20 protein-coding genes and 3 tRNA genes are annotated in these 26,570 nt (G+C 63.1%); 14 read left to right on the forward strand and 9 right to left on the reverse strand.

Features of this window, described 5'->3' with window-relative positions:
• Nucleotides 1-14 precede the first annotated feature (14 nt).
• Nucleotides 15-1,757, forward strand: coding sequence for an ABC transporter substrate-binding protein (locus FIV02_RS10605; RefSeq protein ID WP_037053052.1), 1,743 nt, complete (start codon nt 15-17; stop codon nt 1,755-1,757).
• Between the two features lie 84 nt (nt 1,758-1,841).
• Here the strand turns inward: FIV02_RS10605 and folD are convergent, their stop codons facing one another.
• Nucleotides 1,842-2,696 (reverse strand): bifunctional methylenetetrahydrofolate dehydrogenase/methenyltetrahydrofolate cyclohydrolase FolD, encoded by an 855-nt coding sequence (folD, locus tag FIV02_RS10610; protein WP_134675966.1) that lies wholly within the window; start codon nt 2,694-2,696, stop codon nt 1,842-1,844.
• 269 nt (nt 2,697-2,965) lie between these two features.
• Here folD and FIV02_RS10615 point away from each other — a divergent pair.
• The 9 genes from FIV02_RS10615 (at nt 2,966) to FIV02_RS10655 (ending at nt 11,853) form a co-directional block, all read left to right on the forward strand.
• Nucleotides 2,966-3,042: transfer RNA gene (locus FIV02_RS10615), tRNA-Arg, on the forward strand.
• Nucleotides 3,043-3,080: 38 nt separating this feature from the next.
• Nucleotides 3,081-3,156: transfer RNA gene (locus FIV02_RS10620), tRNA-His, on the forward strand.
• A 55-nt stretch (nt 3,157-3,211) separates the two neighbouring features.
• Nucleotides 3,212-3,296, forward strand: a tRNA-Leu gene (locus tag FIV02_RS10625).
• Between the two features lie 126 nt (nt 3,297-3,422).
• A complete protein-coding gene (gene tig, locus FIV02_RS10630; protein WP_037052976.1) occupies nt 3,423-4,733 on the forward strand; it encodes a trigger factor in 1,311 nt (436 codons plus the stop codon).
• A 94-nt stretch (nt 4,734-4,827) separates the two neighbouring features.
• A complete protein-coding gene (clpP, locus tag FIV02_RS10635; RefSeq protein WP_152488582.1) occupies nt 4,828-5,469 on the forward strand; it encodes an ATP-dependent Clp endopeptidase proteolytic subunit ClpP in 642 nt (213 codons plus the stop codon).
• Between the two features lie 107 nt (nt 5,470-5,576).
• Nucleotides 5,577-6,857: an ATP-dependent Clp protease ATP-binding subunit ClpX gene (gene clpX, locus FIV02_RS10640; RefSeq protein ID WP_152488583.1), complete on the forward strand. Its 1,281-nt coding sequence runs from the start codon at nt 5,577-5,579 to the stop codon at nt 6,855-6,857.
• A gap of 149 nt (nt 6,858-7,006) precedes the next feature.
• Nucleotides 7,007-9,403, forward strand: coding sequence for an endopeptidase La (lon, locus tag FIV02_RS10645; RefSeq protein WP_152488584.1), 2,397 nt, complete (start codon nt 7,007-7,009; stop codon nt 9,401-9,403).
• A gap of 135 nt (nt 9,404-9,538) precedes the next feature.
• The gene (gene hupB / locus FIV02_RS10650; protein WP_003239952.1) at nt 9,539-9,811 is read left to right on the forward strand and encodes a nucleoid-associated protein HU-beta; all 273 of its coding nucleotides are present in this window, start codon (nt 9,539-9,541) and stop codon (nt 9,809-9,811) included.
• 194 nt (nt 9,812-10,005) lie between these two features.
• Nucleotides 10,006-11,853 (forward strand): SurA N-terminal domain-containing protein, encoded by a 1,848-nt coding sequence (locus FIV02_RS10655; RefSeq protein WP_152488585.1) that lies wholly within the window; start codon nt 10,006-10,008, stop codon nt 11,851-11,853.
• 138 nt (nt 11,854-11,991) lie between these two features.
• On the opposite strand, the gene fabI is transcribed toward FIV02_RS10655, so the two are convergent.
• From fabI to FIV02_RS10685, 6 genes are read right to left on the reverse strand one after another with little or no spacing between them, the layout of a single operon-like run.
• Nucleotides 11,992-12,786, reverse strand: coding sequence for an enoyl-ACP reductase FabI (fabI, locus tag FIV02_RS10660; RefSeq protein WP_003461408.1), 795 nt, complete (start codon nt 12,784-12,786; stop codon nt 11,992-11,994).
• Between the two features lie 28 nt (nt 12,787-12,814).
• Nucleotides 12,815-14,428: an ABC transporter ATP-binding protein gene (locus tag FIV02_RS10665; protein ID WP_037052961.1), complete on the reverse strand. Its 1,614-nt coding sequence runs from the start codon at nt 14,426-14,428 to the stop codon at nt 12,815-12,817.
• Nucleotide 14,429: 1 nt separating this feature from the next.
• Nucleotides 14,430-15,449 (reverse strand): ABC transporter permease, encoded by a 1,020-nt coding sequence (locus FIV02_RS10670; protein ID WP_037052959.1) that lies wholly within the window; start codon nt 15,447-15,449, stop codon nt 14,430-14,432.
• Nucleotides 15,450-15,451: 2 nt separating this feature from the next.
• Nucleotides 15,452-16,525, reverse strand: coding sequence for a microcin C ABC transporter permease YejB (locus FIV02_RS10675; protein WP_037052957.1), 1,074 nt, complete (start codon nt 16,523-16,525; stop codon nt 15,452-15,454).
• A gap of 2 nt (nt 16,526-16,527) precedes the next feature.
• Nucleotides 16,528-18,375: an extracellular solute-binding protein gene (locus tag FIV02_RS10680; protein ID WP_152488586.1), complete on the reverse strand. Its 1,848-nt coding sequence runs from the start codon at nt 18,373-18,375 to the stop codon at nt 16,528-16,530.
• Nucleotides 18,372-20,201: an extracellular solute-binding protein gene (locus FIV02_RS10685; RefSeq protein WP_152488587.1), complete on the reverse strand. Its 1,830-nt coding sequence runs from the start codon at nt 20,199-20,201 to the stop codon at nt 18,372-18,374. The genes FIV02_RS10680 and FIV02_RS10685 overlap by 4 nt, the downstream gene beginning before the upstream one ends.
• Before the next feature lie 148 nt (nt 20,202-20,349).
• On the opposite strand from FIV02_RS10685, the gene FIV02_RS10690 reads away from it, so the two are divergent.
• Complete coding sequence (locus FIV02_RS10690) at nt 20,350-21,792, forward strand: HDOD domain-containing protein (protein ID WP_152488588.1); 1,443 nt, start codon at nt 20,350-20,352, stop codon at nt 21,790-21,792.
• Here the strand turns inward: FIV02_RS10690 and FIV02_RS10695 are convergent, their stop codons facing one another.
• Nucleotides 21,793-23,364: a lytic transglycosylase domain-containing protein gene (locus FIV02_RS10695; protein ID WP_150609395.1), complete on the reverse strand. Its 1,572-nt coding sequence runs from the start codon at nt 23,362-23,364 to the stop codon at nt 21,793-21,795.
• A 174-nt stretch (nt 23,365-23,538) separates the two neighbouring features.
• Nucleotides 23,539-24,312 (reverse strand): hydroxyacylglutathione hydrolase, encoded by a 774-nt coding sequence (gene gloB / locus FIV02_RS10700; protein WP_152488589.1) that lies wholly within the window; start codon nt 24,310-24,312, stop codon nt 23,539-23,541.
• Between the two features lie 72 nt (nt 24,313-24,384).
• On the opposite strand from gloB, the gene FIV02_RS10705 reads away from it, so the two are divergent.
• The 3 genes from FIV02_RS10705 (at nt 24,385) to dnaQ (ending at nt 26,465) form a co-directional block, all read left to right on the forward strand.
• Entirely contained in the window at nt 24,385-25,143 is a 759-nt protein-coding gene (locus FIV02_RS10705; RefSeq protein ID WP_152488590.1) for a class I SAM-dependent methyltransferase, read from the forward strand.
• A gap of 41 nt (nt 25,144-25,184) precedes the next feature.
• The gene (gene rnhA / locus FIV02_RS10710; protein WP_037052942.1) at nt 25,185-25,637 is read left to right on the forward strand and encodes a ribonuclease HI; all 453 of its coding nucleotides are present in this window, start codon (nt 25,185-25,187) and stop codon (nt 25,635-25,637) included.
• Nucleotides 25,638-25,763: 126 nt separating this feature from the next.
• Entirely contained in the window at nt 25,764-26,465 is a 702-nt protein-coding gene (gene dnaQ / locus FIV02_RS10715; RefSeq protein ID WP_052178381.1) for a DNA polymerase III subunit epsilon, read from the forward strand.
• Nucleotides 26,466-26,570 lie beyond the last annotated feature (105 nt).

Genomic DNA, 26,570 nt, shown 5'->3' on the forward strand with positions numbered 1-26,570 from the left:
AGATGGAGGTCTCTATGTTCGACAATAACAACAAGACCCGACATAGCATGGCGTTGGCCGCCTTGCTGGCGTTGTCCGGTTTGAGCGGTGCGGCCTGGGCGGATGCCTATGAAGAGGCCGCCAAGAAATGGATCGCCGAGGAGTTCAACCCCTCGACCCTGACACCCGAGCAGCAACTCGCCGAACTGCAGTGGTTCATCAAGGCCGCCGAGCCGTTCCGCGGCATGGATATCAGCGTGGTGTCGGAAACCATCACCACCCACGAGTACGAGTCCAAGGTGCTGGCCAAGGCGTTCAGCGAGATCACCGGGATCAAGCTGCGCCATGACCTGCTGCAGGAAGGCGACGTGGTCGAGAAGCTGCAGACGCAGATGCAGTCGGACAAGAACATCTACGACGGCTGGGTCAACGACTCCGACCTGATCGGCACCCATGCGCGCTACGGCAAGGCGGTCGCCATCAGCGACATGATCGCCGGCGAAGCCAAGGACTACACCTCGCCGACCCTGGATCTCGAGGACTTCATCGGCACGTCCTTCACCACCGGGCCGGACGGCAAGCTGTACCAGCTGCCGGACCAGCAGTTCGCCAACCTCTACTGGTTCCGCGCCGACTGGTTCGAGCGCCCGGAACTCAAGGCCAAGTTCAAGGAAATCTACGGCTACGAGCTGGGCGTGCCGGTCAACTGGTCGGCCTATGAAGACATTGCCGAGTTCTTCTCCAAGCACGTCAAGGAAATCGATGGCCAGCGCGTCTATGGCCACATGGACTACGGCAAGAAAGACCCGTCGCTGGGCTGGCGCTTCACCGATGCCTGGTTCTCCATGGCTGGCGGCGGCGACAAGGGCCTGCCCAATGGCCTGCCGGTGGACGAGTGGGGCATTCGCGTCGACGGCTGCCGCCCGGTGGGCTCCAGCGTTGCCCGTGGCGGCGATACCAACGGTCCGGCGGCGGTGTTCGCCACGCAGAAGTACGTCGACTGGATGCGTCAGTACGCACCGCCGGAAGCCCAGGGCATGACCTTCTCCGAGGCCGGTCCGGTGCCGGCGCAGGGCGCCATTGCCCAGCAGATCTTCTGGTACACCGCCTTCACCGCCGACATGACCAAGCCGGGCCTGCCGGTGGTCAACGAGGACGGCACGCCGAAATGGCGCATGGCACCGTCGCCGAAGGGACCGTACTGGGAGGAGGGCATGAAGCTCGGCTACCAGGACACCGGTTCCTGGACCTTCCTCAAGTCGACCCCGGAGAAGCAGCGCCTGGCGGCCTGGCTGTACGCCCAGTTCGTCACCTCCAAGACCGTCTCGCTGAAGAAGACCCTGGTCGGCCTGACCCCGATTCGCGAATCGGACATCAACTCGCAGGCCATGACGGACATAGCGCCGAAGCTGGGCGGTCTGGTGGAGTTCTACCGCAGCCCGGCTCGCGTGCAGTGGACGCCGACCGGCACCAACGTGCCGGACTATCCGCGTCTGGCCCAGCTGTGGTGGCAGTTCATCGCCGAAGCCGCGAGTGGCGACAAGACGCCGCAGCAGGCGCTCGATGGCCTGGCTGCCGCGCAGGACACCATGCTCGGTCGCCTGGAGCGCTCCAACGTGCTTGGCGAGTGCGGGCCGAAGCTGAACGAGCCGCGTGATCCGCAGTACTGGTTCGATCAGCCGGGTGCACCCAAGCCCAAGCTGGCCAACGAGAAGCCCAAGGGCGAAACCATCGCCTACGACGAGCTGCTCAAGTCCTGGGAACAGGCGCGCAAGTGAGGCCGATGCCTGTGTTGTAGGAGCGGTTTCAGCCGCGAAAAAAAACGGCACCCTTGGGTGCCGTTTTCGATTCAGCCGCAGCGATCACTCATGCAGGTGCTCGGCCGCGTGCAGGGTGTTTTCCAGCAGGCCGGCGCGGGTCATCGGGCCGACACCGCCCGGTACCGGGGTGATCCAGCCGGCGCGGGGCAGGGCGGTCTCGTAGATCACGTCGCCGACCAGCTTGCCGTCTTCCTGGCGGTTGATCCCGACATCGATGACGATGGCACCCGGCTTGATCCACTCGCCCTTGACCAGCCCCGGCTTGCCGGCGGCGACCACGACGATGTCGGCCTGGCCGACATGGCCGGCGAGGTCCTTGGTGAAACGGTGGGTGACAGTGACCGTACAGCCGGCCAGCAGCAGCTCCATGGCCATTGGGCGGCCGACGATGTTCGAGGCGCCGACCACCACCGCGTGCAGACCGTAGAGGTCGACGCCGGTGCTCTCCAGCAGGGTCATGATGCCCTTGGGCGTGCAGGGGCGCAGCAGCGGCATGCGCTGGGCCAGGCGGCCGATGTTGTAGGGGTGGAAACCGTCCACATCCTTGTCGGGGCGAATGCGCTCGAGCAGCAGCGAGCTGTCCAGATGCTCGGGCAGCGGCAACTGCACCAGAATACCGTCGATGGCCGGGTCGTCGTTGAGCTCGTCGATCAGGGCCAGCAGATCGGTCTGGCTGGTGTCGCTCGGCAGGTCATAGGCGCGCGAGAGGAAGCCGACTTCCTCGCAATCCTTGCGTTTGTGTGACACATAGACCTGGGAGGCAGGATCGGTACCGACCAGGATCACGGCCAGACCCGGAGTGCGAAGGCCTTGTTCGCGGCGTTCGGCGACGCGTTTGGCAATCTGCTGGCGGAGGCTGGCGGCGATCGCCTTGCCATCGATCAGTTGTGCGGTCATTACGCTGGTTAACCATTAATAAGGATGAAAAAAGGACGCGCATTCTCGCATGGGTGCTCACCCGGGCAAAGGCGCCTGCCGTCGTTTTCGCGTAACTCCTTTATATCGCTGAATTTTTTTGATTTTTTCTGTTGACGAGGTGCGTAAGCGTCTATAACATTCGCCCCGCTTCTCAGGAACAGCCACTCGCTGGGTGAGACGGCAAGAGCCAAGCCCCCGTGGTGAGGCTGGAGCCGAAAGCTTCTAAGTCTGCATTAGCGGATGGATAAGCGCCCGTAGCTCAGCTGGATAGAGCATCCGCCTTCTAAGCGGATGGTCGCAGGTTCGAGTCCTGCCGGGTGCGCCATTTGGCGGTCAGGCAATTTGAGTAAGCAATGCAATATGGTGGGCGTAGCTCAGTTGGTAGAGCACAGGATTGTGGCTCCTGGTGTCGTGGGTTCGATTCCCATCGTCCACCCCATATTCCAGAACGCCAGGCCAAAAGCCTGGCGTTTTTGTTTTTAGCTTGAAACCACGCGGACGTGGTGAAATTGGTAGACACACCAGATTTAGGTTCTGGCGCCGCAAGGTGTGAGAGTTCGAGTCTCTCCGTCCGCACCATCTTACAAATCCCCCCGCATTGCCGCCTGTTTCTAGGGTGACTTCTTCATATCGACCCTCTAGAATGCTTGGCCTTGATTCGGGGCCGGTTCGAGCCGGCTTATGTCTGTGCAACGAGGAATATCCATGCAAGTTTCTGTTGAAAGCACTTCTGCTCTTGAGCGCCGCATGACCGTCGGCGTCCCCGTCGAGCGCATCGAGACCGAAGTCAACAAGCGTCTGCAACAGACTGCCCGTCGTGCCAAGGTTCCTGGCTTCCGTCCTGGCAAGGTGCCGATGAGCGTCATTCGTCAGCGTTACGAAGACGCCGCTCGTCAGGAAGCACTGGGCGACCTGATTCAGGCCACCTTCTATGAAGCCGTGGTCGAGCAGAAGCTGAACCCGGCCGGCGCTCCTGCGGTAGAGCCGAAGTCCTTCGAGAAGGGCAAGGATCTGGAATACGTCGCGACCTTCGAAGTTTTCCCCGAGTTCGAGGTTTCCGGCTTCGACTCCATCGCCATCGAGCGCCTGCAGGCCGACGTGGCTGACAGCGATGTCGACAACATGCTGGACATCCTGCGCAAGCAGAACACCCGCTTCGAAACCGTCGAGCGTGCTGCCGAGAACGACGACCAGCTGAACATCGACTTCGTTGGCAAGATCGACGGCGAAGCCTTCGCCGGCGGCAGCGCCAAGGGTACTCAGCTGGTGCTGGGCTCCGGCCGCATGATCCCGGGCTTCGAAGAGGCTCTGGTCGGCGTCAAGGCGGGTGAAGAGCGCGTCATCAACCCGACCTTCCCCGAGGACTATCAGAACCTCGATCTGGCCGGCAAGACTGCCGAGTTCACCGTGACCGTGAACAGCGTTTCCGCACCGCAGCTGCCTGAGCTGAACGACGAGTTCTTCGCCCTGTTCGGCATCAAGGAAGGCGGTCTGGAAGGCTTCCGCGCCGAAGTTCGCAAGAACATGGAGCGCGAACTGCGCCAGGCCATCAAGTCCAAGGTCAAGAACCAGGTAATGGACGGCCTGCTGGCTGCCAACCCGGTCGAAGTGCCGAAGGCGCTGATCGGCAACGAAGTGGATCGTCTGCGCGTGCAGGCCGTTCAGCAGTTCGGTGGCAACATCAAACCAGACCAACTGCCGGCCGAGCTGTTCGAAGAGCAGGCCAAGCGTCGCGTCGTGCTGGGCCTGATCGTCGCGGAAGTGGTCAAGCAGTTCGAGCTGAAGCCTGACGAAGCCCGCGTGCGCGAGCTGATCGAAGAGATGGCCTCCGCCTACCAGGAGCCCGAGCAAGTGGTCGCCTGGTACTACAAGAACGATCAGCAGATGAACGAAGTGCGTTCGGTTGTACTGGAAGAACAAGTTGTAGATACTGTTCTGCAGAAGGCCAACGTGACCGATAAAGCGGTTTCCTACGAAGACGCAGTCAAGCCGGCGGAAGCTCCTAAAGCCGACTGATCGGGTCACCTCGTTCGAGAACACCACCATAAGCCAGCCTCCGTGCTGGCTTATGTGTATTTGAGACATGACTATTAGGGAGTGAGCGCAAGACATGTCCCACAATCCTTTTATGCAAAACATGCCTGAAATCCAGGCCGCTGGCGGCCTGGTGCCGATGGTCATCGAGCAGTCCGCTCGTGGCGAGCGTGCCTATGACATCTACTCGCGCCTGCTCAAGGAGCGTGTGATCTTCCTGGTGGGTCAGGTCGAGGACTACATGGCCAACCTGATCTGCGCCCAGCTGCTGTTCCTGGAAGCAGAGAACCCGGACAAGGACATTCACCTGTACATCAACTCGCCGGGTGGTTCGGTGACGGCCGGTATGGCCATCTACGACACCATGCAGTTCATCAAGGCGGACGTGTCCACCACCTGCATCGGTCAGGCCTGCAGCATGGGCGCTTTCCTGCTGGCCGGTGGCGCCAAGGGCAAGCGTTTCTGCCTGCCGAACTCGCGCGTGATGATCCACCAGCCGCTGGGCGGCTTCCAGGGCCAGGCCTCGGATATCGAGATCCACGCCAAGGAGATCCTCTTCATCCGTGAGCGCCTGAACGAGTTGCTGGCGCATCACACGGGCCAGGGCCTGGAAACCATCGAGCGTGATACCAACCGCGACAACTTCATGAGCGCGTCGCGTGCCGTCGAGTACGGCCTGGTCGATGCGGTGCATGAGAAGCGTCAAATGCCGGTGTAGATGAGGCGCCGGCTGCGGGCATTCTGCACGGGGACGATTCGTGCCCTTGAAAATGCCCGCATTTGCCTTCATCTTGTGTTTCAAGCCTACCGTATTGGATTGATCGAATGACTGATACCCGTAACGGTGAGGACAGCGGCAAACTGCTTTATTGCTCCTTCTGCGGCAAGAGCCAGCACGAAGTGCGCAAGTTGATCGCCGGTCCTTCCGTCTTCATCTGCGACGAATGCGTCGACCTGTGCAATGACATCATCCGTGAGGAGGTGCAGGAAGCCCAGGCCGAGAGCAGCGCGCACAAACTCCCGGCACCCAAGGAAATCAGCAGCATCCTCGATCAGTATGTGATTGGTCAGGAGCGTGCGAAGAAGGTGCTGTCGGTAGCGGTGTACAACCACTACAAGCGTCTCAATCAGCGCGACAAGAAAGACGATGTCGAGCTGGGCAAGAGCAACATCCTGCTGATCGGTCCGACCGGTTCGGGCAAGACGCTGCTGGCGGAAACCCTGGCGCGCCTGCTCAATGTACCGTTCACCATCGCCGATGCGACCACGCTGACCGAGGCCGGTTACGTGGGCGAGGATGTCGAGAACATCATCCAGAAGCTGCTGCAGAAGTGCGATTACGATGTCGAGAAGGCCCAGATGGGCATCGTCTACATCGACGAAATCGACAAGATTTCGCGCAAGTCCGACAACCCGTCGATCACTCGTGACGTATCGGGCGAGGGCGTGCAGCAGGCCCTGCTCAAGCTGATCGAGGGGACCGTGGCTTCGGTGCCGCCGCAGGGCGGTCGCAAGCACCCGCAGCAGGAGTTCCTGCAGGTCGACACGCGCAACATCCTGTTCATCTGCGGCGGTGCCTTCGCTGGCCTGGAGAAGGTGATTCAGGCCCGCTCCACCAAAGGCGGTATCGGCTTCGGTGCCGAGGTGCGCAGCAAGCAGGAAGGCAAGAAGATCGGTGAGTCGCTGCGTGAGGTCGAGCCGGACGATCTGGTCAAGTTCGGCCTGATTCCCGAGTTCGTCGGTCGTCTGCCGGTCATCGCGACCCTCGAAGAGCTGGACGAGGCGGCCCTGGTGCAGATCCTGACCGAGCCGAAGAACGCGCTGACCAAGCAGTACGGCAAGCTCTTCGAGATGGAAGGCGTGGACCTGGAGTTCCGTCCGGATGCGCTGAAATCCGTGGCGCAGAAGGCCCTGGAGCGCAAGACCGGCGCACGTGGCCTGCGTTCGATCCTGGAAGGCATTCTGCTCGACACCATGTATGAAATCCCGTCCCAGCAGGACGTGAGCAAGGTGGTGATCGACGAGAGCGTCATCGACGGATCTTCCAAGCCGCTGCTGATCTACGAGAACAGCGAGCCGCCTGCAAAGGCCGCGCCAGACGCGTAACGCCTGTCACACGATGCACGCAAGGGGCCCCCAGGGCCCCTTCGCTTTTCTGGACATTGCGCTTGTTTTTTACGGGCACTGCCCCCATCTTAAAAGCCAAGGGTAATCCCGCCTGTTTACGGCCTTATGGCCGCCGCTGAGCCGAAATCATGAAGACAACCATCGAATTGCCTCTCCTGCCGTTGCGCGATGTTGTGGTCTATCCGCACATGGTCATCCCGCTTTTCGTCGGGCGTGAGAAATCCATCGAGGCCCTCGAGGCCGCGATGACGGGTGACAAGCAGATTTTGCTGGTGGCCCAGAAGAACCCGGCGGTCGATGATCCGGATGATCAGGACCTCTATCGCGTTGGCACCGTCGCCACCGTGCTGCAGCTGCTCAAGTTGCCCGATGGCACCGTCAAGGTGCTGGTCGAGGGCGAGCAGCGCGGCTCCATCGAGCGTGTCCTCGAAGTGGACGAGCACTGCCGTGCCGAGGTGCTGCTGATCGAAGAGGGCGAAACCGCCGAGCGCGAGTCCGAAGTCTTCACGCGCAGCCTGCTGAGCCAGTTCGAACAGTACGTGCAGCTGGGCAAGAAGGTGCCCGCCGAGGTGCTTTCGTCGCTCAACAGCATCGATGAGCCCAGTCGCCTGGTCGACACCATGGCCGCGCACATGGCGCTGAAGATCGAGCAGAAGCAGGAAATCCTCGAAATCACCTCCCTGTCCGCGCGTGTCGAGCACGTGCTGGCCCTGCTGGATGCCGAGATCGACCTGCTGCAGGTCGAGAAACGCATCCGTGGTCGCGTCAAGAAGCAGATGGAGCGCAGCCAGCGCGAGTACTACCTGAATGAGCAGATGAAGGCCATTCAGAAAGAGCTGGGCGACATCGACGAGGGGCACAACGAGCTCGATGAACTGCGCAAGCGCATCGACAACGCGGGCCTGTCCAAGGAGGCGCTGACCAAGGCCAATGCGGAGCTGAACAAGCTCAAGCAGATGTCGCCGATGTCCGCCGAAGCCACCGTGGTGCGCTCCTATATCGACTGGCTGGTGAACGTGCCGTGGAAGGCCGAAAGCAAGGTGCGCCTCGACCTGGCCCGTGCCGAGAGCATCCTCGATGCCGACCACTATGGCCTCGAAGAGGTCAAGGAACGCATTCTCGAGTACCTCGCCGTGCAGAAACGGGTGAAGAAGCTCAAGGGGCCGGTGCTGTGCCTGGTGGGGCCGCCTGGCGTGGGCAAGACCTCGCTGGCCGAGTCCATCGCTACCGCGACCAACCGCAAGTTCGTGCGCATGGCACTGGGTGGCGTGCGTGACGAGGCCGAGATCCGCGGCCATCGCCGCACCTACATCGGTTCGATGCCCGGGCGCCTGATCCAGAAGCTGACCAAGGTCGGCGTGCGCAACCCGCTGTTCCTGCTCGATGAAATCGACAAGATGGGCCAGGACATGCGCGGCGATCCCGCCTCGGCGCTGCTCGAAGTCCTCGATCCCGAGCAGAACCACAATTTCAACGATCACTATCTGGAGGTCGACTACGACCTGTCGGACGTGATGTTCCTCTGTACGGCCAACTCGATGAACATCCCCGGCCCGCTGCTGGACCGGATGGAAATCATCCGCCTGCCGGGTTACACCGAGGACGAGAAGGTCAACATCGCCATCAAGTACCTGGCGCCCAAGCAGATCCAGGCCAACGGCCTGAAGAAGGGCGAGCTGGCATTCGACGAGGCGGCGATTCGCGACATCATTCGTTACTACACTCGCGAGGCGGGTGTGCGCAGCCTGGAGCGGCAGATTGCCAAGGTGTGCCGCAAGGCGGTGAAGGAGCACATGCGCGAGAAGCGCTTCCAGGTCACGGTGACGGCGGAGTCGCTGGAGCACTTCCTGGGCGTGCGCAAGCATCGCTATGGCCTTGCCGAGCAGCAGGATCAGATCGGTCAGGTGACCGGCCTGGCCTGGACTCAGGTGGGTGGCGAGCTGCTCACCATCGAGACGGCGGTGGTGCCGGGCAAGGGCAATCTGATCAAGACCGGTTCCCTCGGCGATGTCATGGCGGAGTCCATGACGGCTGCCATGACGGTGGTCCGCAGTCGCGCCAGAAGCCTTGGAATTCCCAGCGATTTCAACGAGAAGCGCGACGTTCACATCCATATGCCGGAAGGTGCGACGCCCAAGGATGGCCCGAGTGCAGGCATCGGCCTGTGCACGGCGCTGGTGTCGGCGCTGACGCAGATTCCGGTGCGCGCGGACGTCGCCATGACGGGGGAAATCACCCTGCGTGGTCAGGTGCTGGCGATTGGCGGGCTCAAGGAAAAACTTCTGGCCGCTCACCGTGGTGGGATCAAGACGGTGATCATTCCGGAAGAAAATGTGCGTGACCTGAAAGAAATTCCGGAAAATATTAAGCAAGACCTGCAGATTAAACCGGTTAAATGGATTGACGAGGTCCTGCAAATTGCGCTGCAATACGCCCCGGAGCCCTTGCCTGATGCGGCTCCCGAGATGGTTGCAACGGATGACAAGCGCGAGTCTGATTCCAAGGAGCGAATCAGCACGCATTAGCCGGGGGGCTTTCTTGACACAATTTTTCAGCCCTTGCTATAAAGCGGCTTTTATTGTGTCGGCAGGCCATCCAGCACCCGCTTTGCTTACACTAAAAATCAAGAAACAAACTCAACAGAAATAAGGGGACTTAGAGTGAACAAGTCGGAACTGATCGATGCCATCGCTGCATCTGCTGATATCCCGAAAGCTGTTGCTGGCCGCGCGCTGGATGCAGTGATTGAATCCGTCACTGGCGCCCTGAAGGCTGGTGACTCCGTTGTCCTGGTTGGCTTCGGCACCTTTGCTGTCAAAGAGCGTGCTGCTCGCACTGGCCGCAACCCGCAGACCGGCAAGCCGATCAGCATCGCCGCCGCCAAGATCCCAGGCTTCAAAGCTGGCAAGGCTCTGAAAGACGCCGTCAACTAAGCGTCTTCCGGGTTTGCCTCGCCGTCAGGGCCATGCCCAGCGGCTGTTAGGAGGCAGAGCAGGTGGTTTCGACTCTTCTGCACTGACCGCTTAACGCGTTACGAGAAGGCGCATCCAAGGATGCGCCTTTCTTCTATCTGGACATTACCCACACTGCGCGGCTGGTGGCTCTGTACAGTCGTTCTGGGGGAAGCATGCTGCAAAACATCAGGGACAATTCACGCGGTTGGATTGCCAAAACCATCATCGGCCTCATCGTCATGCTGATGGCCTTTACCGGTTTCGAAGCCATCGTCACGGGGACCAGCAATCGCAACAACGCTGCGGACGTGAACGGTGACACCATTACCCTCAACGAGCTGAACCAGGCCGTTGAGATGCAGCGTCGTCAGCTGCTGCAGCAACTGGGGCGTGATTTCGATGCCTCGCTGCTCGACGACAAGCTGCTGCGCGAGTCTTCGCTCAAAGGTCTGATCGACCGCAAGCTGCTGCTGCAGGCCGCTGGCGACGCCGGTTTCGCCTTCTCGCAGCCCGCGCTCGACCAGGTCATCCTGCAGACGCCGGAGTTTCAGGCCGAAGGCCGCTTCGACGCGGCGCGTTTCGACCAGGTGATTCGCCAGATGGGCTACACCCGCCTGCAGTTCCGCCAGATGCTGGAAGAGGAAATGCTGATCGGGCAGCTGCGCGCAGGCATCGGTGCCAGCAGCTTCGTCACCGAGCAGCAGGCGCTTGCCTTCGCCAATCTCGAGCGTCAGACGCGTGATTTCGCCAGCCTGACCATCAAGGCCGACACCGCTGCGGTCGAGCTCAGCGACGGCGATGTCAAGGCTTACTACGACGAGCACGCCAGCGAGTTCATGAGCCCTGAACAGGTGGAGCTGGAGTACGTCGAGCTGAAGAAGGACAGCTTCTTCGATCAGATCGAAGTGAGCGACGAGGACCTCAAGCCGGCGTACGAGAGCGAGATCGCCAACCTCGCCGAGCAACGCCATGCCGCGCACATCCTCATCGAGGGTGATGACGAGGCGGCCCGTGCCAAGGCCGAGGAAATCAAGGCGCGCATCGACGCTGGCGAAGACTTCGCGGCACTGGCCAAGGAGTTCTCCCAGGACCCGGGTTCGGCCGCCGACGGCGGTGATCTGGGCTATGCCGGCCCTGGCGTCTACGATCCGGCCTTCGAAGAGGCGCTTTACGCACTGCAGCAGGGGCAGGTCTCCGCGCCGGTGAAGAGCGCGTTCGGCTGGCACCTGATCAAGCTGCTGGGTGTCCAGTCGCCTGAGGTGCCGAGCTTCGACAGCCTCAAGGACAAGCTGGCGCGTGACTTCAAGGCGCAGCAGGTCGAGCAGCGTTTCGTCGAGGCGACCAAACAACTGGAAGATGCGGCGTTCGAGGCTTCGGATCTGGCGCAGCCGGCTCAGGATCTCGGTCTCGAGGTCAAGGTCAGCGAGCCCGTTGGTCGCGAAGGCGGCGCTACCGGCATCACGGCCAATCGTCAGGTACTGCAGGCGGCATTCAGCCCCGAGGTTCTCGAGGATGGCGCCAACAGCTCGACCATCGAGCTGGACCCGAGCACCGTCGTCGTCGTTCGCGTCAAGGAGCACAACCAGCCTGAGCAGTTGCCGCTGGAGCAGGTTGCCGAGAGCATTCGCAGTCATCTGCTGCAGGAGCGCGCAAGCGCGGCAGCCAAGGCCGAGGGTGAGAAGCGCCTGGCCGCAGCCCAGGCCGGCGAGGCCCAGGATGCCGGCTGGCAGGTCCAGGAAGCGGCTACCCGCAGCCAGGACGGCGTGGAGCCCAAGGTACTGCAGGCATTGTTCCGCATGGCCAAGCCGAGCAAGGCGGGCGAGCCGACCTTTGCCGGTGTGACCCTGAACACGGGTGACTACGTGCTGTTGCGCCTGGACGGCGTCAACGTGCCGGAAGAAGCGCTGGCGGCCGAGCAACTGGCCATGTACCGCAACTTCCTGGCGTCGCGCGAAGGCCAGCAGGACTTCGCTGCACTGCGCAAGCAGCTGGCCGCCGAAGCCGATATCGAGCGCTTCTGAGTCGCTCCTCCAGTGCCTCTGGCGAGGTGCTGGAACAGGCAATAAAAAACCCGCACGGCGTGCGGGTTTTTTATTGCCTGCCATCCGGGGATGACAGCGAGACGCTCCCGGCAACTGCTCTGCCGGGAGCGGCGCGGATCAGTCTTCCATGGCGCCCATGGCGGTGGTGTTGAAGCCGCCGTCGACGTACATGATTTCACCGCTGATGCCCGAAGCCAGGTCGGAGCAGAGGAACGCGCCGGCGTTGCCGACTTCCTCGATGGTGACGTTGCGGCGCAGCGGGGTCTGCTTCTCGTTGGCAGCCAGCATCTTGCGGAAGCTGGCGATGCCGCTGGCGGCCAGGGTGCGGATCGGGCCGGCGGAGATGGCGTTGACGCGGGTGCCTTCCGGGCCGAGGCTGCCGGCGAGGTAGCGAACGCCGGCTTCCAGGCTGGCCTTGGCCATGCCCATGACGTTGTAGTTGGGCATGGTGCGCTCGGCACCCAGGTAGGAGAGGGTGAGCAGGCTGCCATTGCGGCCTTTCATCATCTCGCGACCGGCCTTGGCCAGGGCGACGAAGCTGTAGGCGCTGATGTCGTGGGCGATCTTGAAGCCTTCACGGGTGGTGACGTCGGTGAAGTCGCCGTTCAGCTGGTCACCCGGAGCGAAACCGACGGAGTGGACGATGCAGTCCAGGCCATCCCATTTCTTGCTCAGCGCTTCGAATACCGCGGCGATTTCCTCGTCGCTGGCCACATCGCAAGGGAAGCACAGGTCGGCACTGGAGCCCCAGCCGGCAGCGAAATCTTCGACGCGACCCTTGAGCTTTTCGTTCTGGTAGGTGAAAGCCAGCTCGGCACCTTCGCGGTGCATGGCGGCGGCGATACCCGAGGCGATGGACAGTTTGCTGGCTACGCCAACGATGAGTACGCGCTTACCGGTTAGAAAACCCATTGTGCTATTCCTCTTCCTGTTTCAAGGATCAGTGAGCCGTTGCCGGGGCCATGAAAGCGGCTTCCAGCAACTGCTGCGTATAAGGGTGCTGCGGTGCACTGAAGATCGACTCGGCAGACCCCTGTTCGACTACCTGGCCCTGCTTGACCACCATCAGCTGATGGCTCAGCGCTCTGACTACCGCCAGATCATGGCTGATAAACAGATAGGTCAGGTTGTACTTGGCCTGCAAGCCGCGCAACAACTCCACCACCTGACGCTGTACCGTGCGGTCGAGCGCCGAAGTGGGCTCGTCCAGCAGGATCAGCGCCGGTTTCAACACCAGTGCTCGGGCAATGGCAATCCGCTGCCGTTGCCCGCCAGAAAACTCGTGGGGGTAGCGATGCCGCGTCTGCGGGTCCAGCCCTACCTCCAAAAGCGCGTCGATGATGGCTTGCTCCTGTTCCGCCTCGTTGCCCATACCGTGAATGCGCAGACCCTCACCGACGATCTGGCTCACCGACATGCGTGGGCTCAGGCTGCCGAAGGGGTCCTGAAACACCACCTGCATCTGCCGGCGCAGCGGACGTACCTGCTGCTGGCTAAGGCCCTGCAGATGCTGGCCCTGGAAGCGGATGTCACCTTGGCTGGCGAGCAGCCGCAGAATGGCCATGCCCAGGGTGGATTTGCCGGAGCCACTCTCGCCGACGATGCCCAGGGTCTGGCCCTGGGGCAGGCTGAAGTTGATGCCGTCCACCGCTTTGACATGATCCACCGTCCGACGCAGCAGGCCCTTCTTGATCGGGAACCACACGCGCAGGTCGTCCACTTCCAGCAGTGGCTGGCCCACGGGGTTGGCCGCAGGTTCGCCGCTGGGCTCGGCACCGAGCAGTTCCCTGGTATAGGGATGCTGCGGAGCCTGGAACAATTCTTCACACGACGCCTGTTCGACGATGCGACCGCGCTGCATGACACATACGCGATGCGCAATTCTGCGTACCAGGTTGAGATCGTGGCTGATCAGCAGCAACGACATGCCCAGGCGCGCCTGCAGATCCTTGAGCAGCTCGAGGATTTTCAACTGCACCGTGACGTCCAGCGCGGTGGTCGGTTCGTCGGCGATCAGCAGCTGTGGCTCGTTGGCCAGGGCCATGGCGATCATCACGCGCTGGCGTTGGCCGCCGGACAGTTCGTGGGGGTAGGCCTTCAGGCGTTTCTTCGGCTCGGGAATGCCGACCAGCTCCAGCAGCTCCAGCGTGCGCGCACTGGCTGCCTTGCCGCGCAGGCCCTTGTGCAGGGCCAGCACCTCGTTGATCTGTTTCTCGATGCTGTGCAGCGGGTTGAGCGAGGTCATCGGCTCCTGGAATACCATGGCGATACGGTTGCCGCGAATGCCACGCAGGCGGCCCTCGCCGAGCTTGAGCAGGTCTTCACCGGCGTACTCGATGCTGCCGGACGGGTGGCGCGCGAGGGGGTAGGGCAGCAGGCGCAGGATGGAATGCGCGGTGACCGACTTGCCCGAGCCGCTTTCGCCGACCAGGGCCAGGGTCTCGCCTTTGTGAATGTCGAAGCTGACGCCCTCGACCACGCGCTGGCACTGCTCGCCCATGACGAACTCGACGGCCAGGTCGCGAACTTGCAGCAGGGTTTCGTTCTGGCTCATGTCATTTCCTCGGGTCGAAAGCATCGCGGGCGGCCTCGCCGATGAACACCAGCAGGCTCAGCATGAGCGCCAGCACGGCGAAGGCGCTTATACCCAGCCAGGGCGCCTGCAGGTTGCTCTTGCCCTGGGCGACCAGTTCCCCCAGCGAGGGCGCGCCCGGAGGCAGACCGAAACCGAGGAAGTCCAGGGCGGTCAGGGTGCCGATCGCGCCGGTGAGGATGAAGGGCATGAAGGTCATGGTCGAAACCATGGCGTTGGGCAGGATGTGGCGGAACATGATCGCGCCATTGCCCATGCCCAGCGCGCGTGCGGCGCGCACGTATTCCAGGTTGCGCCCACGGAGGAACTCGGCGCGGACCACGTCGACCAGGCTCATCCAGGAGAACAGCAGCATGATGCCCAGCAGCCACCAGAAGTTCGGCTGCACGAAGCTGGCCAGGATGATCAGCAGATAGAGCACGGGCAGCCCGGACCAGATTTCCAGGAAGCGCTGGCCGAGCAGGTCGACCCAGCCGCCATAGAAGCCCTGGAGGGCGCCGGCGATGACGCCGATCACCGAGCTGGCCAGGGTCAGTGTCAGGGCAAACAGCACCGAGATGCGGAAGCCGTAGATGACCCGTGCCAGCACGTCGCGCCCCTGGTCGTCGGTGCCGAGCCAGTTCTGCGCCGAGGGCGGCGCCGGGGCCGGGACTTCCAGGTCGTAGTTGATGCTCGAATAGCTGAACGGGATCGGCGGCCAGAGCATCCAGCCATCCTTCTCCGCGATCAGGTCCTGGATGTACGGGCTCTTGTAGTTGGCCTGCAGCGGGAATTCGCCACCGAACACGGTCTCCGGGTAGCGCTTGAGTACGGGGAAGTACCACTCGCCGTCGTAGCGCACGGCCAGCGGCTTGTCGTTGGCGATCAGTTCGGCGCCGAGGCTCAGTCCGAACAGGATGAGGAACAGCCAGAGCGACCACCAGCCACGCTTGTGGGCCTTGAAGCGGTCGAGACGGCGGCGATTGAGCGGGGACAGTTTCATGCTCAACACTCCCGGCTTTCGAAGTCGATACGGGGGTCGACCAGGGTGTAGGTGATGTCACCGATCAGTTTCACGATCAGCCCCAGCAGGGTGAAGATGAACAGGGTGCCGAAGACCACCGGATAGTCGCGGTTGATCGCCGCCTCGAAGCTCATCAGGCCGAGGCCGTCGAGGGAGAAGATCACTTCGATCAGCAGGGAGCCGGTGAAGAAGATGCCGATGAAGGCCGCCGGGAAGCCGGCGATGATCAGCAGCATGGCGTTGCGGAAGACGTGACCATAGAGCACGCGGTGGTTGGTCAGGCCCTTGGCGCGGGCGGTGATCACGTACTGCTTGTTGATCTCGTCGAGGAAGCTGTTCTTGGTCAGCAGGGTCAGGGTGGCGAAGTTGCCGATGACCAGTGCCGTGACCGGCAGCACCAGGTGCCAGAGGTAGTCGAGGATCTTGCCGCCGAGGCTGAGCGACTCGAAGTCGTTGGAGGTCAGGCCGCGCAACGGAAACCAGTCCCAGTAGCTACCGCCGGCGAACAGCACGATCAGCAGAATGGCGAAGAGGAAGGCGGGAATGGCGTAGCCGATGATGATCGCCGAACTGGTCCAGATGTCGAAGGCACTGCCGTGCCGGGTGGCCTTGGCGATCCCCAGCGGGATGGAGACCAGGTACATGATCAGGGTGCTCCACAGGCCCAGTGATATGGAGACCGGCATCTTCTCGATGATCAGGTCGATGACCTGGGCGTCGCGAAAGAAGCTGGAGCCGAAGTCCAGCTGCGCGTAGTTCTTCAGCATGATCCAGAAGCGTTCCGGCGCCGACTTGTCGAAACCGTACATCTTCTCGATTTCCTTGATCAGCTGCGGGTCGAGGCCCTGGGCACCGCGGTAGTTGGAGCCGGCCACCGAGACTTCGGCGCCGCCACCGGCGATGCGGCTGGTGGCGCCCTCGAAGCCCTCGAGTTTGGCGATCATCTGCTCGACCGGGCCGCCAGGCGCGGCCTGGATGATGATGAAGTTGATCACCAGAATGCCGAACAGGGTCGGAATGATGAGCAGCAAACGGCGGATGATATAGGCCAGCATGCTTATTGCTCCGCCTGTTCAGCGGCTTGCTGCTGCTCTTCGTCCGGTTGCTCGAGACCGGGGCGCACCCACCAGGTATGCAGGCCGATGTCGTAGAGCGGAGTGACCTTGGGATGCTCGAAGCGATTCCAGTAGGCCACGCGCCAGGTCTTGATATGCCAGTTGGGGATCACGTAGTAGCCCCACAGCAGCACGCGATCCAGGGCGCGGGTGTGACTGATCAGGTCCTGCCGGGAGTCGGCGTTGATCAGGCCTTCGACGAGCTGGTCGATGGCCGGGTCCTTCAGGCCGATGTAGTTGCGGCTGCCCGGGTTGTCGGCGCTGGAGGAGTGCCAGTACTCGCGCTGCTCGTTGCCGGGCGAGTTGGACTGGCCGAAGCCGCCGACGATCATGTCGAAATCACGCGAGCGCAGGCGGTTGATGTACTGCGAGACGTCGACACGGCGGATGACCAGTTCGATGCCGAGGTCGGAAAGGTTGCGCTTGAAGGGCAGGAGGATGCGCTCGAACTCGGTCTGCGCGAGGAGGAATTCGAACGTCACCGGCTGGCCGTTGGCGTCGAGCATGCGGTCGCCGTCGATGCGCCAGCCGGCCTGTTGCAGCAGCTGATAGGCGCGGCGCTGCTGCTCGCGGATGATGCCGCTGCCGTCGGTGACTGGCACGCGGAACTCCTCGTTGAACACCTCGGGCGGAATCTGGTTGCGCAGCGGCTCGAGAATCGCCAGTTCCTCGTCGCCCGGCAAGCCGCTGGAGCCCAGTTCGGAGTTGTCGAAGTAGCTGTGGGTGCGGCTGTAGGCACCGTTGAACAGGCGCTTGTTGGCCCACTCGAAGTCGAACAGCAGGCCCAGCGCCTCTCGCACTCGGCGGTCCTGGAACTGCGGGCGGCGGGTGTTGAAGATGAAGCCCTGCATGCCGGTGGGGTTGCGGTTCTGGATCTCTTCCTTGATCAGCTGGCCGTTGGCGACGGCCGGCGTGTTGTAGGCCGTGGCCCAGTTCTTCGCGCTGGTCTCGAGCCAATAGTCGAACTGGCCCGCCTTGAGCGCTTCCAGGGCCACGGTATTGTCGCGGTAGTAGTCGATCTGGATGGCGTCGAAATTGTAGAAACCACGGGTGACCGGCAGGTCCTTGGCCCACCAGTCCTTGACCCGTTCGTAGCGGATGCTGCGCCCGGCCTGGACCCGGCCGACCTGGTACGGGCCGCTGCCCAGCGGAGCATCGAGATTGCCCTTGGCGAAGTCGCGCTCGGCCCACCAGTGCTTGGGCAGTACCGGCAACTGGCCGACGATCAGCGGCAGCTCGCGGTTGCCGGCATGCTTGAACACGAAGCGCACGCTGTGTGGCGACTCCACCTCGACGTGGTCGACGTCGGCGTAGTAGCCGCGGTACATGGGCGCGCCTTTTTCCATCAGGGTATCGAAGGTGAACTTGACGTCCTCGGCGGTGATGGGGGTGCCGTCATGAAAGCGCGCTTGCTTGCGCAACAGGAAGCGCACCCAGGCATTGTCCGGCGCCTTCTCGATCTTCTCCGCGATCAGGCCGTAGGCGGTGAAGGGCTCATCCATGCTCTGTACGGCGAGGGTGTCGTAGATCAGGCCGATGTCGTCGGCGGCCACGCCTTTGCTGATGAACGGGTTGAGGCTGTCGAATCCACCGAAACCGGCCTCGCGGAAAGTGCCGCCCTTGGGCGCATCGGGATTGGTGTACTCGAAGTGGGTGAAGTTGGCGGGGTACTTGGGCGGTTCGTCATACAGCGTGACGGCGTGTTGCGGGGCGGCGAAGGCCAGGCCGGCCAGGCCGAGCAGAATGAGGCTGCTGCCGTGAAGCAGGAAACTGCGCAGCGGGTGGGTCATCGAGCGTTCTCCGTTGGCTTCAGCCACCAGGTACGCAGGCCCAGCGTGTAGGGCGGCGTGGTGACGAAGGCGAACCGATTGCGGTACGCCAGGCGGTGATAATTGATGTACCAGTTGGGGATGCTGTAGTACTGCCACAGCAGCACGCGGTCGAGGGCGCGGGTGGCGGCGATCTGTTCGTCGCGGGTCTGCGCCGAGAGCAGCTTGTCGATCATCTCGTCGACTACCGGGTCGTTGATTCCGGCGTAGTTCTTGCCGCCCTTGACGTTCACCTGGCTGGAGTGGAAGTACAGCGACTGCTCCAGGCCCGGGCTGAGGGTTTGTGGCAGGGTCAGCAGAATCATGTCGTAGTCGAACTGGTCGAGGCGTTGCTTGTACTGGGCGCGGTCCACGGTACGCAGGTTGGCCTGTATGCCGATGCTGGCAAGGTTGGCGGTGTAGGGCTGGAGGATGCGCTCGAGGCTGGGGTTGACCAGCATGATCTCGAATTCGAGACGCTGCCCGCGGGCATTGCGCAGCTCCTGACCGACCGGCTTCCAGCCGGCTTCGGCCAATAGACCGAGGGCACGGCGCAAGGTTTCCCGGGGGATGCCACGGCCGTTGGTCACCGGCTGGGTCGGTGGCTCGGTGAACAGGCGGGCGGGGAGCTTGTCGCGGTGCGGTGACAGCAGCAGCCACTCGGCGCCCTCGGGCTTGCCGGTCGCCGAGAATTCGCTGTTGGGGTAGTAGCTGGCGGCGCGCACGTAGGCGTTGTTGAACAACGTGCGGTTGGTCCATTCGAAGTCGAACATCAGGCCCAGTGCCTCGCGCACTCGGCGGTCGCTGAACAGGGCGCGCCGGCTGTTCATGAACAGTGCCTGGGTCTGGGTCGGGATGCGGTGCGGAATCTCGGCGCGGACCACCTCGCCGCGGGCGACGGCCGGGAAGTTGTAGCCGTTGCTCCAGTTCTTCGCCTGGTTCTCGATGTAGAAATCGAATTCACCGGCCTTGAACGCTTCGAAGGCCACGTTGTTGTCGCGGTAGAACTCCACTTCAACCCGGTTGAAGTTGTACTTGCCGCGATTGACCGGCAGGTCCTTGCCCCACCAGTTCTTCACCCGTTCGAACACCAGGCGTCGCCCGGGCACGACCTCGACGATGCGGTAGGGGCCGCTGCCCAGTGGTGGCTCGAAGGTGGTGCTCTTGAAGTCGCGGCCTTTCCAGTAGTGCTGCGGCAGGACCGGCAGTTCACCCAGGCGCAGTATCAGCAGGGGGTTGCCGGCACGCTTGAAGACGAAGCGAATGCGGTGACGGCCGAGGATGTCGACACGCTTCACCTCCTGCAGGTTGGTCCGGTACTGCGGATGGCCTTCGGCAAGCAGCAGGCGATAGGAGAAGGCCACGTCATAGGCCGTGATCGGCTTGCCATCGTTGAAGCGCGCCTCCGGGCGCAGGTTGAAGACCACCCAGCTGCGGTCTTCGCTGTACTCCACGCTTCCGGCGATCAGGCCATAGCTGGAGGCCGGCTCGTCACCCGAGGGATCGTAGGCGCCGGTGCCCACCATCAGCGGTTCGTTCAGTTCATTGACGCCGTACTGCAGGAAATGTGCAGTGGAGATCGGGCTGGTACCCTTGAACGTGTAGGGGTTGAGCGTATCGAAGGTGCCGGACGCCATGACGCGCAACGTGCCGCCCTTGGGCGCGTCGGCGTTGACCCAGTCGAAGTGACTGAAGCTGGCAGGGTACTTGAGCGTCCCGAACTGGGCGTAGCCGTGGCTCTCGCTGATAGTCGCAGAGGCGGGAAAGCTCAAGGCCAGGCTGAGGAACAGCAGGAGGAGGGGTCGCATCGGGAGGTGAGATCCGATCCATGGCGGCGTTTGGGCTTCTTGAGCGGTACAGTAACAGCTTGTATCGGCAGGAAAAAGAGTGGGCTGGCGAGCGAGCAGTCGTGGCGCTTTGACATACACTTGAAGGATACACCTAGAGGGTAAGATTTTGCCGGAACGTAGCCATGGTTTGCAGTCATGGATCGATCGCCTCAACCAAGCCGAACTCCCCGCGCTGGCCGCCGTCGTGCAGGACCTGCAGCGCCTTGCCCAGCAGGACTCCGCCTCGGTGCAGCAACTGGCCGATGTGCTGCTGCGCGACGCGTCGCTGACGTCCAAGGTGCTGCGCGTCGGCAACAGCGTCTATTACAACCCGTCGCAGGAAGCGATCAAGACCATCTCCAGGGCCATCGTCCTGATCGGTTTCGAGAACGTACGCCTGATCGGCCTGTCGGTCAGCCTGATCGACGGGTTGCTGACCCGAACCCCGCGCGAGCAGCTGCAGATGCTGCTCGCGCGTTCCTTCCACGCCGCCGTGCAGGCGCGCAACATTGCGGGCTACGCCCTCTCCGGGCATGCCGAGGAGGTGTTCATCGCCGCCTTGCTGCATCACCTGGGTGAGCTGGCGTTCTGGGGCTGCGCTGGCGAGCAGGCCGATGAGCTGGTCGCGGTGCTCGAGCGGCCAGGGGTGGACGTCGATGAAGCGGTGCGCGAGGTTCTCGGCACCAGCTTTCGGCAGCTGACGCAGGCCTTGCTGAAGAGCTGGAACCTGGGTGAGACCGCCAGCCTGGCGCAGGCCGGGAGCAATCAGCACGACCCCGCCGCCTATGCCGTGCAGTTGGGCGTGCGTATCAGCGAGGCTGCGCTCGATGGCTGGGATTGCGCAGAGATGGAGGAGGTGCTGGCCAAGGTGGCCAGCTTCACCGCGCTGACCCAGGAGGAAACCCTGCAGCAGGTACTGGCCAGCGCCGAGGAGGCCGTCAAGGTCGCCTCAACCTTCGGTGCCAGCAAGCTGTGCCGCCTGATACCCAATACCGACCCGGAGCAGATTCGTCTGCAGCAGGAGGAGCGGCGCGCGCGGCTGCTGCAGCCGGACCTGCTGCTGATGCAGCAGGCGCTGCAGGACCTGGGGCTGATGGTCAGTGCGCGAGCCGATGTCGGCCTGGTGCTCGATACCCTGCTCAAAGGCCTGCATCGAGGTGTGGGGCTGGAGCGGGTCATGCTCACGGTGTTGGCCGATGGCCAGAGTCGCTTTCGCGCCAAGCGCGTGGTTGGCGAAGACACCCAGCACTGGCTGGAGGACTTCGTCCTGCCGGCGGAGCAGACGGAGCAGCCGCACATCTTCAGCTACGTACTGCGCCATCGCGAAGCGATCTGGATGGGTGTGCCGGCCAGCTACAACCTGGCCGAGCTGGTCACCCAGCCGATTCGCCGCAGCCTCGGCAGTGGCATGTTCTTCATCGCACCGATCGTCGCGGGTACGCGGGAGATCGGCGTGCTCTATGCCGACAGTCGCTTGTCCGGCCGCGCCTTGCGCCACGAGCAGTTCGTGGCGTTCCAGCGTTTTACCCAGCTGACCGGGCGTTGCCTGGAGGCGATCAGCAAACGCTGATCAGGGCAGGTAGAGCGTCAGCATCTGCCCTGGGCGCAGCGTGTTGCTGCGCGGATTCCAGGCCTGCAGGTGCTTGAGCTCGATCTTGAAGCGCTTGGCGATGACGTAGAGCGAGTCACCTTGCTGCACGCGATAGTAGGTCGCCTTGTCGCGTGCGGCGTTCTGCCGGCGTGTCGTGGCGACGGCCTGTGGTGCGCTCTCGGCGGCGGCCAGATTGAGCACCTGGCCAACCTTGAGGTTGTTGCCCTGCAGTGCGTTCCAGCGGCGCAGGTCATGCACGGCAACCTGGTGTTCGCGGGCGATCTGCCAGAGGTTGTCGCCGTTCTTCACCTTGTAGGTGCGGCTTGCGCTGGCCAGCGTGCTGCGTTGCTGGTAGAGCGGCTCGCTCGGCTGGGCGCCGGGTTTGCCCGGAATGGTCAGCACCTGGCCGATGCGCAGGTTGTTGCTGCTCAGACGGTTGACGTCCTTGAGCATGCTGACGGTCAGGTGATTGCGATTGGCAATGGCATGCAGGCTATCGCCGGAACGCACGGTATAGGTCTGCCAATCGACCAGCTCCTGGGGCTTCATCAGGGCCAGGTTGGCGCTGAGCATTTCCGCCTTGTCGGTAGGCACCAGCAGGTGCTGCGGGCCGTCCAGGGTGATGCCGCGCTTGTAGGCAGGGTTCAGTTGCAGCAGTTCCTCCTCGTCCAGGTCGGCCAGCTTGGCCACGCGGGACAGGTCCATGTGCTGCTTGATGGCGATCTGTTCGAAGTAGGGCGCGTCGGCGATCGGCGCCAGGTTCACGCCGTAGGCCTCGGGGGTGAGGATCACCTGCGACAGGGCCAGCAGCTTGGGCACGTAATCTTCGGTTTCCTTGGGCAGCGACAGGTTCCAGTAGTCGCTGGGCAGGCCGAGTTTCTCGTTGCGTTCGATGGCGCGGCTGACGCGGCCTTCGCCTGCGTTGTAGGCGGCCAGGGCGAGCAGCCAGTCGCCATTGAACATCTCGTGCAGGCGGCTCAGGTAGTTCAGCGCCGCCTGGGTGGAGGCGGTGACGTCGCGGCGGCCGTCATACCAGTTGGTCTGGCGCAGATTGAAGTGGCGACCCGTGGAGGGGATGAACTGCCACAGGCCGACGGCGTTCGCCGGGGAATAGGCCTGGGGGTCGTAGGCGCTCTCGATGACCGGCAGCAGCGCCAGTTCCATCGGCATGTCGCGCTCTGCCAGTCGCTCGACGATGTAGTGGATGTACGGCGCGCTGCGTTCGCTGACGGCGTTGACGTGCCGGGGGTTGCTGGCGTACCAGAGACGCAGGCGCTCGATGCGCGGGTTGACGCCGATCTCGTCCTGCAGCTGGAAGCCATCGCGCAGACGCTCCCAGATATCGTTGTACTCGCGCGGCTTGATCTCGTTGCTCAGCCACTCGGGCTCGCGCTCCAGGCCGACGGCGCGCGAGGTATCGGTCGCGCCGTCCGGGCCCTCGCTGGGCAGGCTCTGACAGCCGGCCAGGGTTATGCAACACATCACCGCGAGCACTCGAGAGCTTCGCGCCAATGCCTTGAAATTCAATGGCTTACGTGACAAAAAAGGCATTGGGTGAGGTGTTTTTCCCGACAAAAAGATCGGGCGATTCTAGGAATCGGGTCAAGGTTGGTCAAGTTTTCACCAGCCAATTGTGACCTGCATCCCCCTCACTTGGTTCAATATGCCTGGGTCATGGCGCCAGAAAACCGCTGCTGGCAAGGCGCCAGCGCGTTCGTCGGCGAATCAGAATTTATCCTTCCACGCACGCAGGCTGGCGAACACCGCGCTGGCTTCGTCGAGGGATTCGCCCGCACGGTTCGCAGCCGCCGCGATGACGTCTGGCGCGTCGGTGCGCAGGAACGGATTGGTAGCCAGTTCCAGCTCGATCGAGGAGGGCAGGCTGATGCGGCCCGCCTCGCGCCAGCGCGTCACTTCGGCCAGGCGCTCGCTGAGGCGCGGGTTGTCCGGCTCCACGGCATGGGCGAAGCGCAGGTTGCTCAGGGTGTACTCGTGGGTGCAGTAGACCTGCGTGCTCCCGGGCAGGGCAGCCAGGCGGCCGAGCGAGGCGTGCATCTGTTGCGGCGTTCCTTCGAACAGGCGGCCACAGCCACCGGCGAACAGGGTGTCGCCGCAGAACAGCAGCTGCTGCTCGGCGTTGTAGTAGGCGATGTGGCCGAGGGTGTGCCCCGGAACGGCAAGGACCTGGAAGCGCAGGCCGAGCACCTCGAGCGTGTCGTTGTCGCCCAGGTCCAGCTCGCGTGCCGGGATCTTCTCCGCCGCCGGGCCGGCCACGCGGGCGCCGGTGGCGTTCTTCAGCGTCTCGACGCCGCCGACATGGTCGAAGTGATGGTGGGTGATGAGAATGTCGCTGAGGCACCAGTCGGGGTGCGCCTCCAGCCACGCCAGCACCGGCGCCGCATCGCCCGGGTCGACCACTGCGCAGCGCTTGCTGGTCGGCTCCTGCAGCAGCCAGAGGTAGTTGTCGGTGAAGGCCGGTAGCGCGTCGATCTGAATCATTGTGGGTCGCTAAGCTGGATATAAAGGTGCATCTTAGACACTGGATGCAGAGACTGTCATGCGGAGGCAGCGATGACCGATCAGGTATTCGCTCAGGCCGATCCTGAGTGGCTCAAGCTCATCAGCGAGGCGCGCGACTGGCTTTCCGGACCACTCGGGCAGTTGCTGCTGGAGGAGGAGCGGCGCTTGCTGGAAGACGAGCTGGCGCGTTTCTTCGGCGGCTATCTGGTGAGTTACGGTCCGGGTGCCGAGCGCACGCCGGAGGCCGGGCAGATTCAGCACAACGTGCGCCTGGGGGCACCGCTGCCCGGTGTGCAGATCGTCTGCGAAGAGCAGTCCTGGCCGCTGGGCGAGCACGCCGCCGATGTGGTGCTGCTGCAGCACGGCCTGGACTTCAGCCTGTCGCCTCACGGCCTGCTGCGCGAGGCGGCGCGCAGCGTCAGGCCCGGTGGGCATCTGCTGATTCTGGGCATTCACCCCTGGAGCGCTTGGGGCGCTCGCCGTCTGTTCGCGCGCGATGGCCTGAGCAAGGCGCGTTGCATCGACCCCGGGCGCGTTGGCGACTGGCTGGCGCTGCTCGGCTTTGCGTTGGAGAAACGCCGGTTCGGGTGCTATCGTCCGCCGCTCGCTTCACTGGCCTGGCAGATGCGCCTGCGCCGGATGGAGCGCTGGGGCGATACCTGGCAGCTGCCGGGTGCCGGCTTCTACCTGCTGGTGGCGCGCAAGCTGGTGGTCGGCTTGCGTCCGCTGCGGCAGGCGCGCCGCGAGCCGATGGGCAAGCTGTTGCCGATGCCGGTGGCGAAGGTCAGCCGGCGCGATCTGGACAGCTAGGCACCGCGCCCCGGTTGGTCAAACCCGTACAGAGCTGATGAATGTCTGAAACCGATGAAGTGGTGATCTACACCGATGGCGCCTGCAAGGGCAATCCCGGCCCCGGCGGCTGGGGCGCGTTGCTGGTCTACAAGGGCGTGGAGAAGGAACTGTGGGGCGGCGACCCGAGTACCACCAACAATCGCATGGAGCTGATGGCCGCGATTGCCGGCCTGATCGCGCTGACCCGTCCTTGCGCGGTGAAGCTGGTGACCGATTCGCAGTACGTGATGAAGGGTATTCAGGAATGGATGCCGAACTGGAAGAAGCGTGGCTGGAAAACCGCCTCGAAGGAGCCGGTGAAGAATGCCGACCTCTGGCAGAAGCTGGACGAGGAGGTGAATCGCCACCAGGTCAGCTGGCAGTGGGTGCGTGGTCACACCGGGCATCCGGGCAACGAGCGTGCCGACCAGTTGGCCAATCGCGGGGTCGACGAGGTGCGCGCAGCGCGCTGAGTGATGCCCGGCAACCTGGGTTAACATGTCGCGCTTCTGCGGCAACCTGAACGATGAGAGAGACAAGGCGTGACGACCGATAACACCCCCAACCGCTATGTGGTGCTGGATACCGAAACCACGGGCATGCCGGTCACGGACGGGCACCGGATCATCGAGATCGGTTGTGTCGAGCTGCTGGGGCGGCGCCTGACCGGGCGTCACTTCCATGTCTACCTCAATCCGGACCGCGAGATCGACGAAGGCGCCATCGCGGTCCACGGCATCACCAACGACTACGTGGCCGACAAGCCGCGCTTCAGGGAAGTGGCCGATGAATTCTACGAGTTCATCAAGGGCGCCCAGCTGATCATCCACAACGCGGCGTTCGACGTCGGCTTCATCAACAACGAGTTCGCCCTGCTGGGGCAGAGCGAGCGCGCCGATGTCAGTGACTACTGCTCGGTGCTCGATACCCTGATGATGGCGCGCGAGCGCCATCCGGGGCAGCGCAACAGCCTGGATGCGCTGTGCAAGCGTTACGGCGTGGACAACTCCAACCGTGAGCTGCACGGCGCACTGCTCGACTCCGAGATCCTGGCCGACGTCTACCTGGCCATGACCGGTGGGCAGACCCACCTGTCGCTGGCGGGCGAGGGCGGTGATGGCGATGGCAGCGGGCGCCAGCAGGCCACGCCGATTCGCCGGCTGGATGCCGCTCGTCCTCGCACGCGGGTCATCCGCGCCAGTGAAGACGAGCTGGCGGCGCATCTGACGCGGCTCGCCGCCATCGAGAAATCCTCCGGCGGCCCGGCATTGTGGGCCCAGCTGGAAAAGGCGCCGGAATAACCGAACAGCGCAATTGCGACCTTTTCTTATAGCGTGATGCACAGGGGGTTCCGCCGCCAGGGGGGAGCCTCTAACCTGAGGCGATGGGCAGGCCAGGCCTGCCAG

Origin of the sequence: Pseudomonas sp. THAF187a, assembly GCF_009363395.1 — a bacterium.
Taxonomy (GTDB): domain Bacteria; phylum Pseudomonadota; class Gammaproteobacteria; order Pseudomonadales; family Pseudomonadaceae; genus Aquipseudomonas; species Aquipseudomonas khazarica.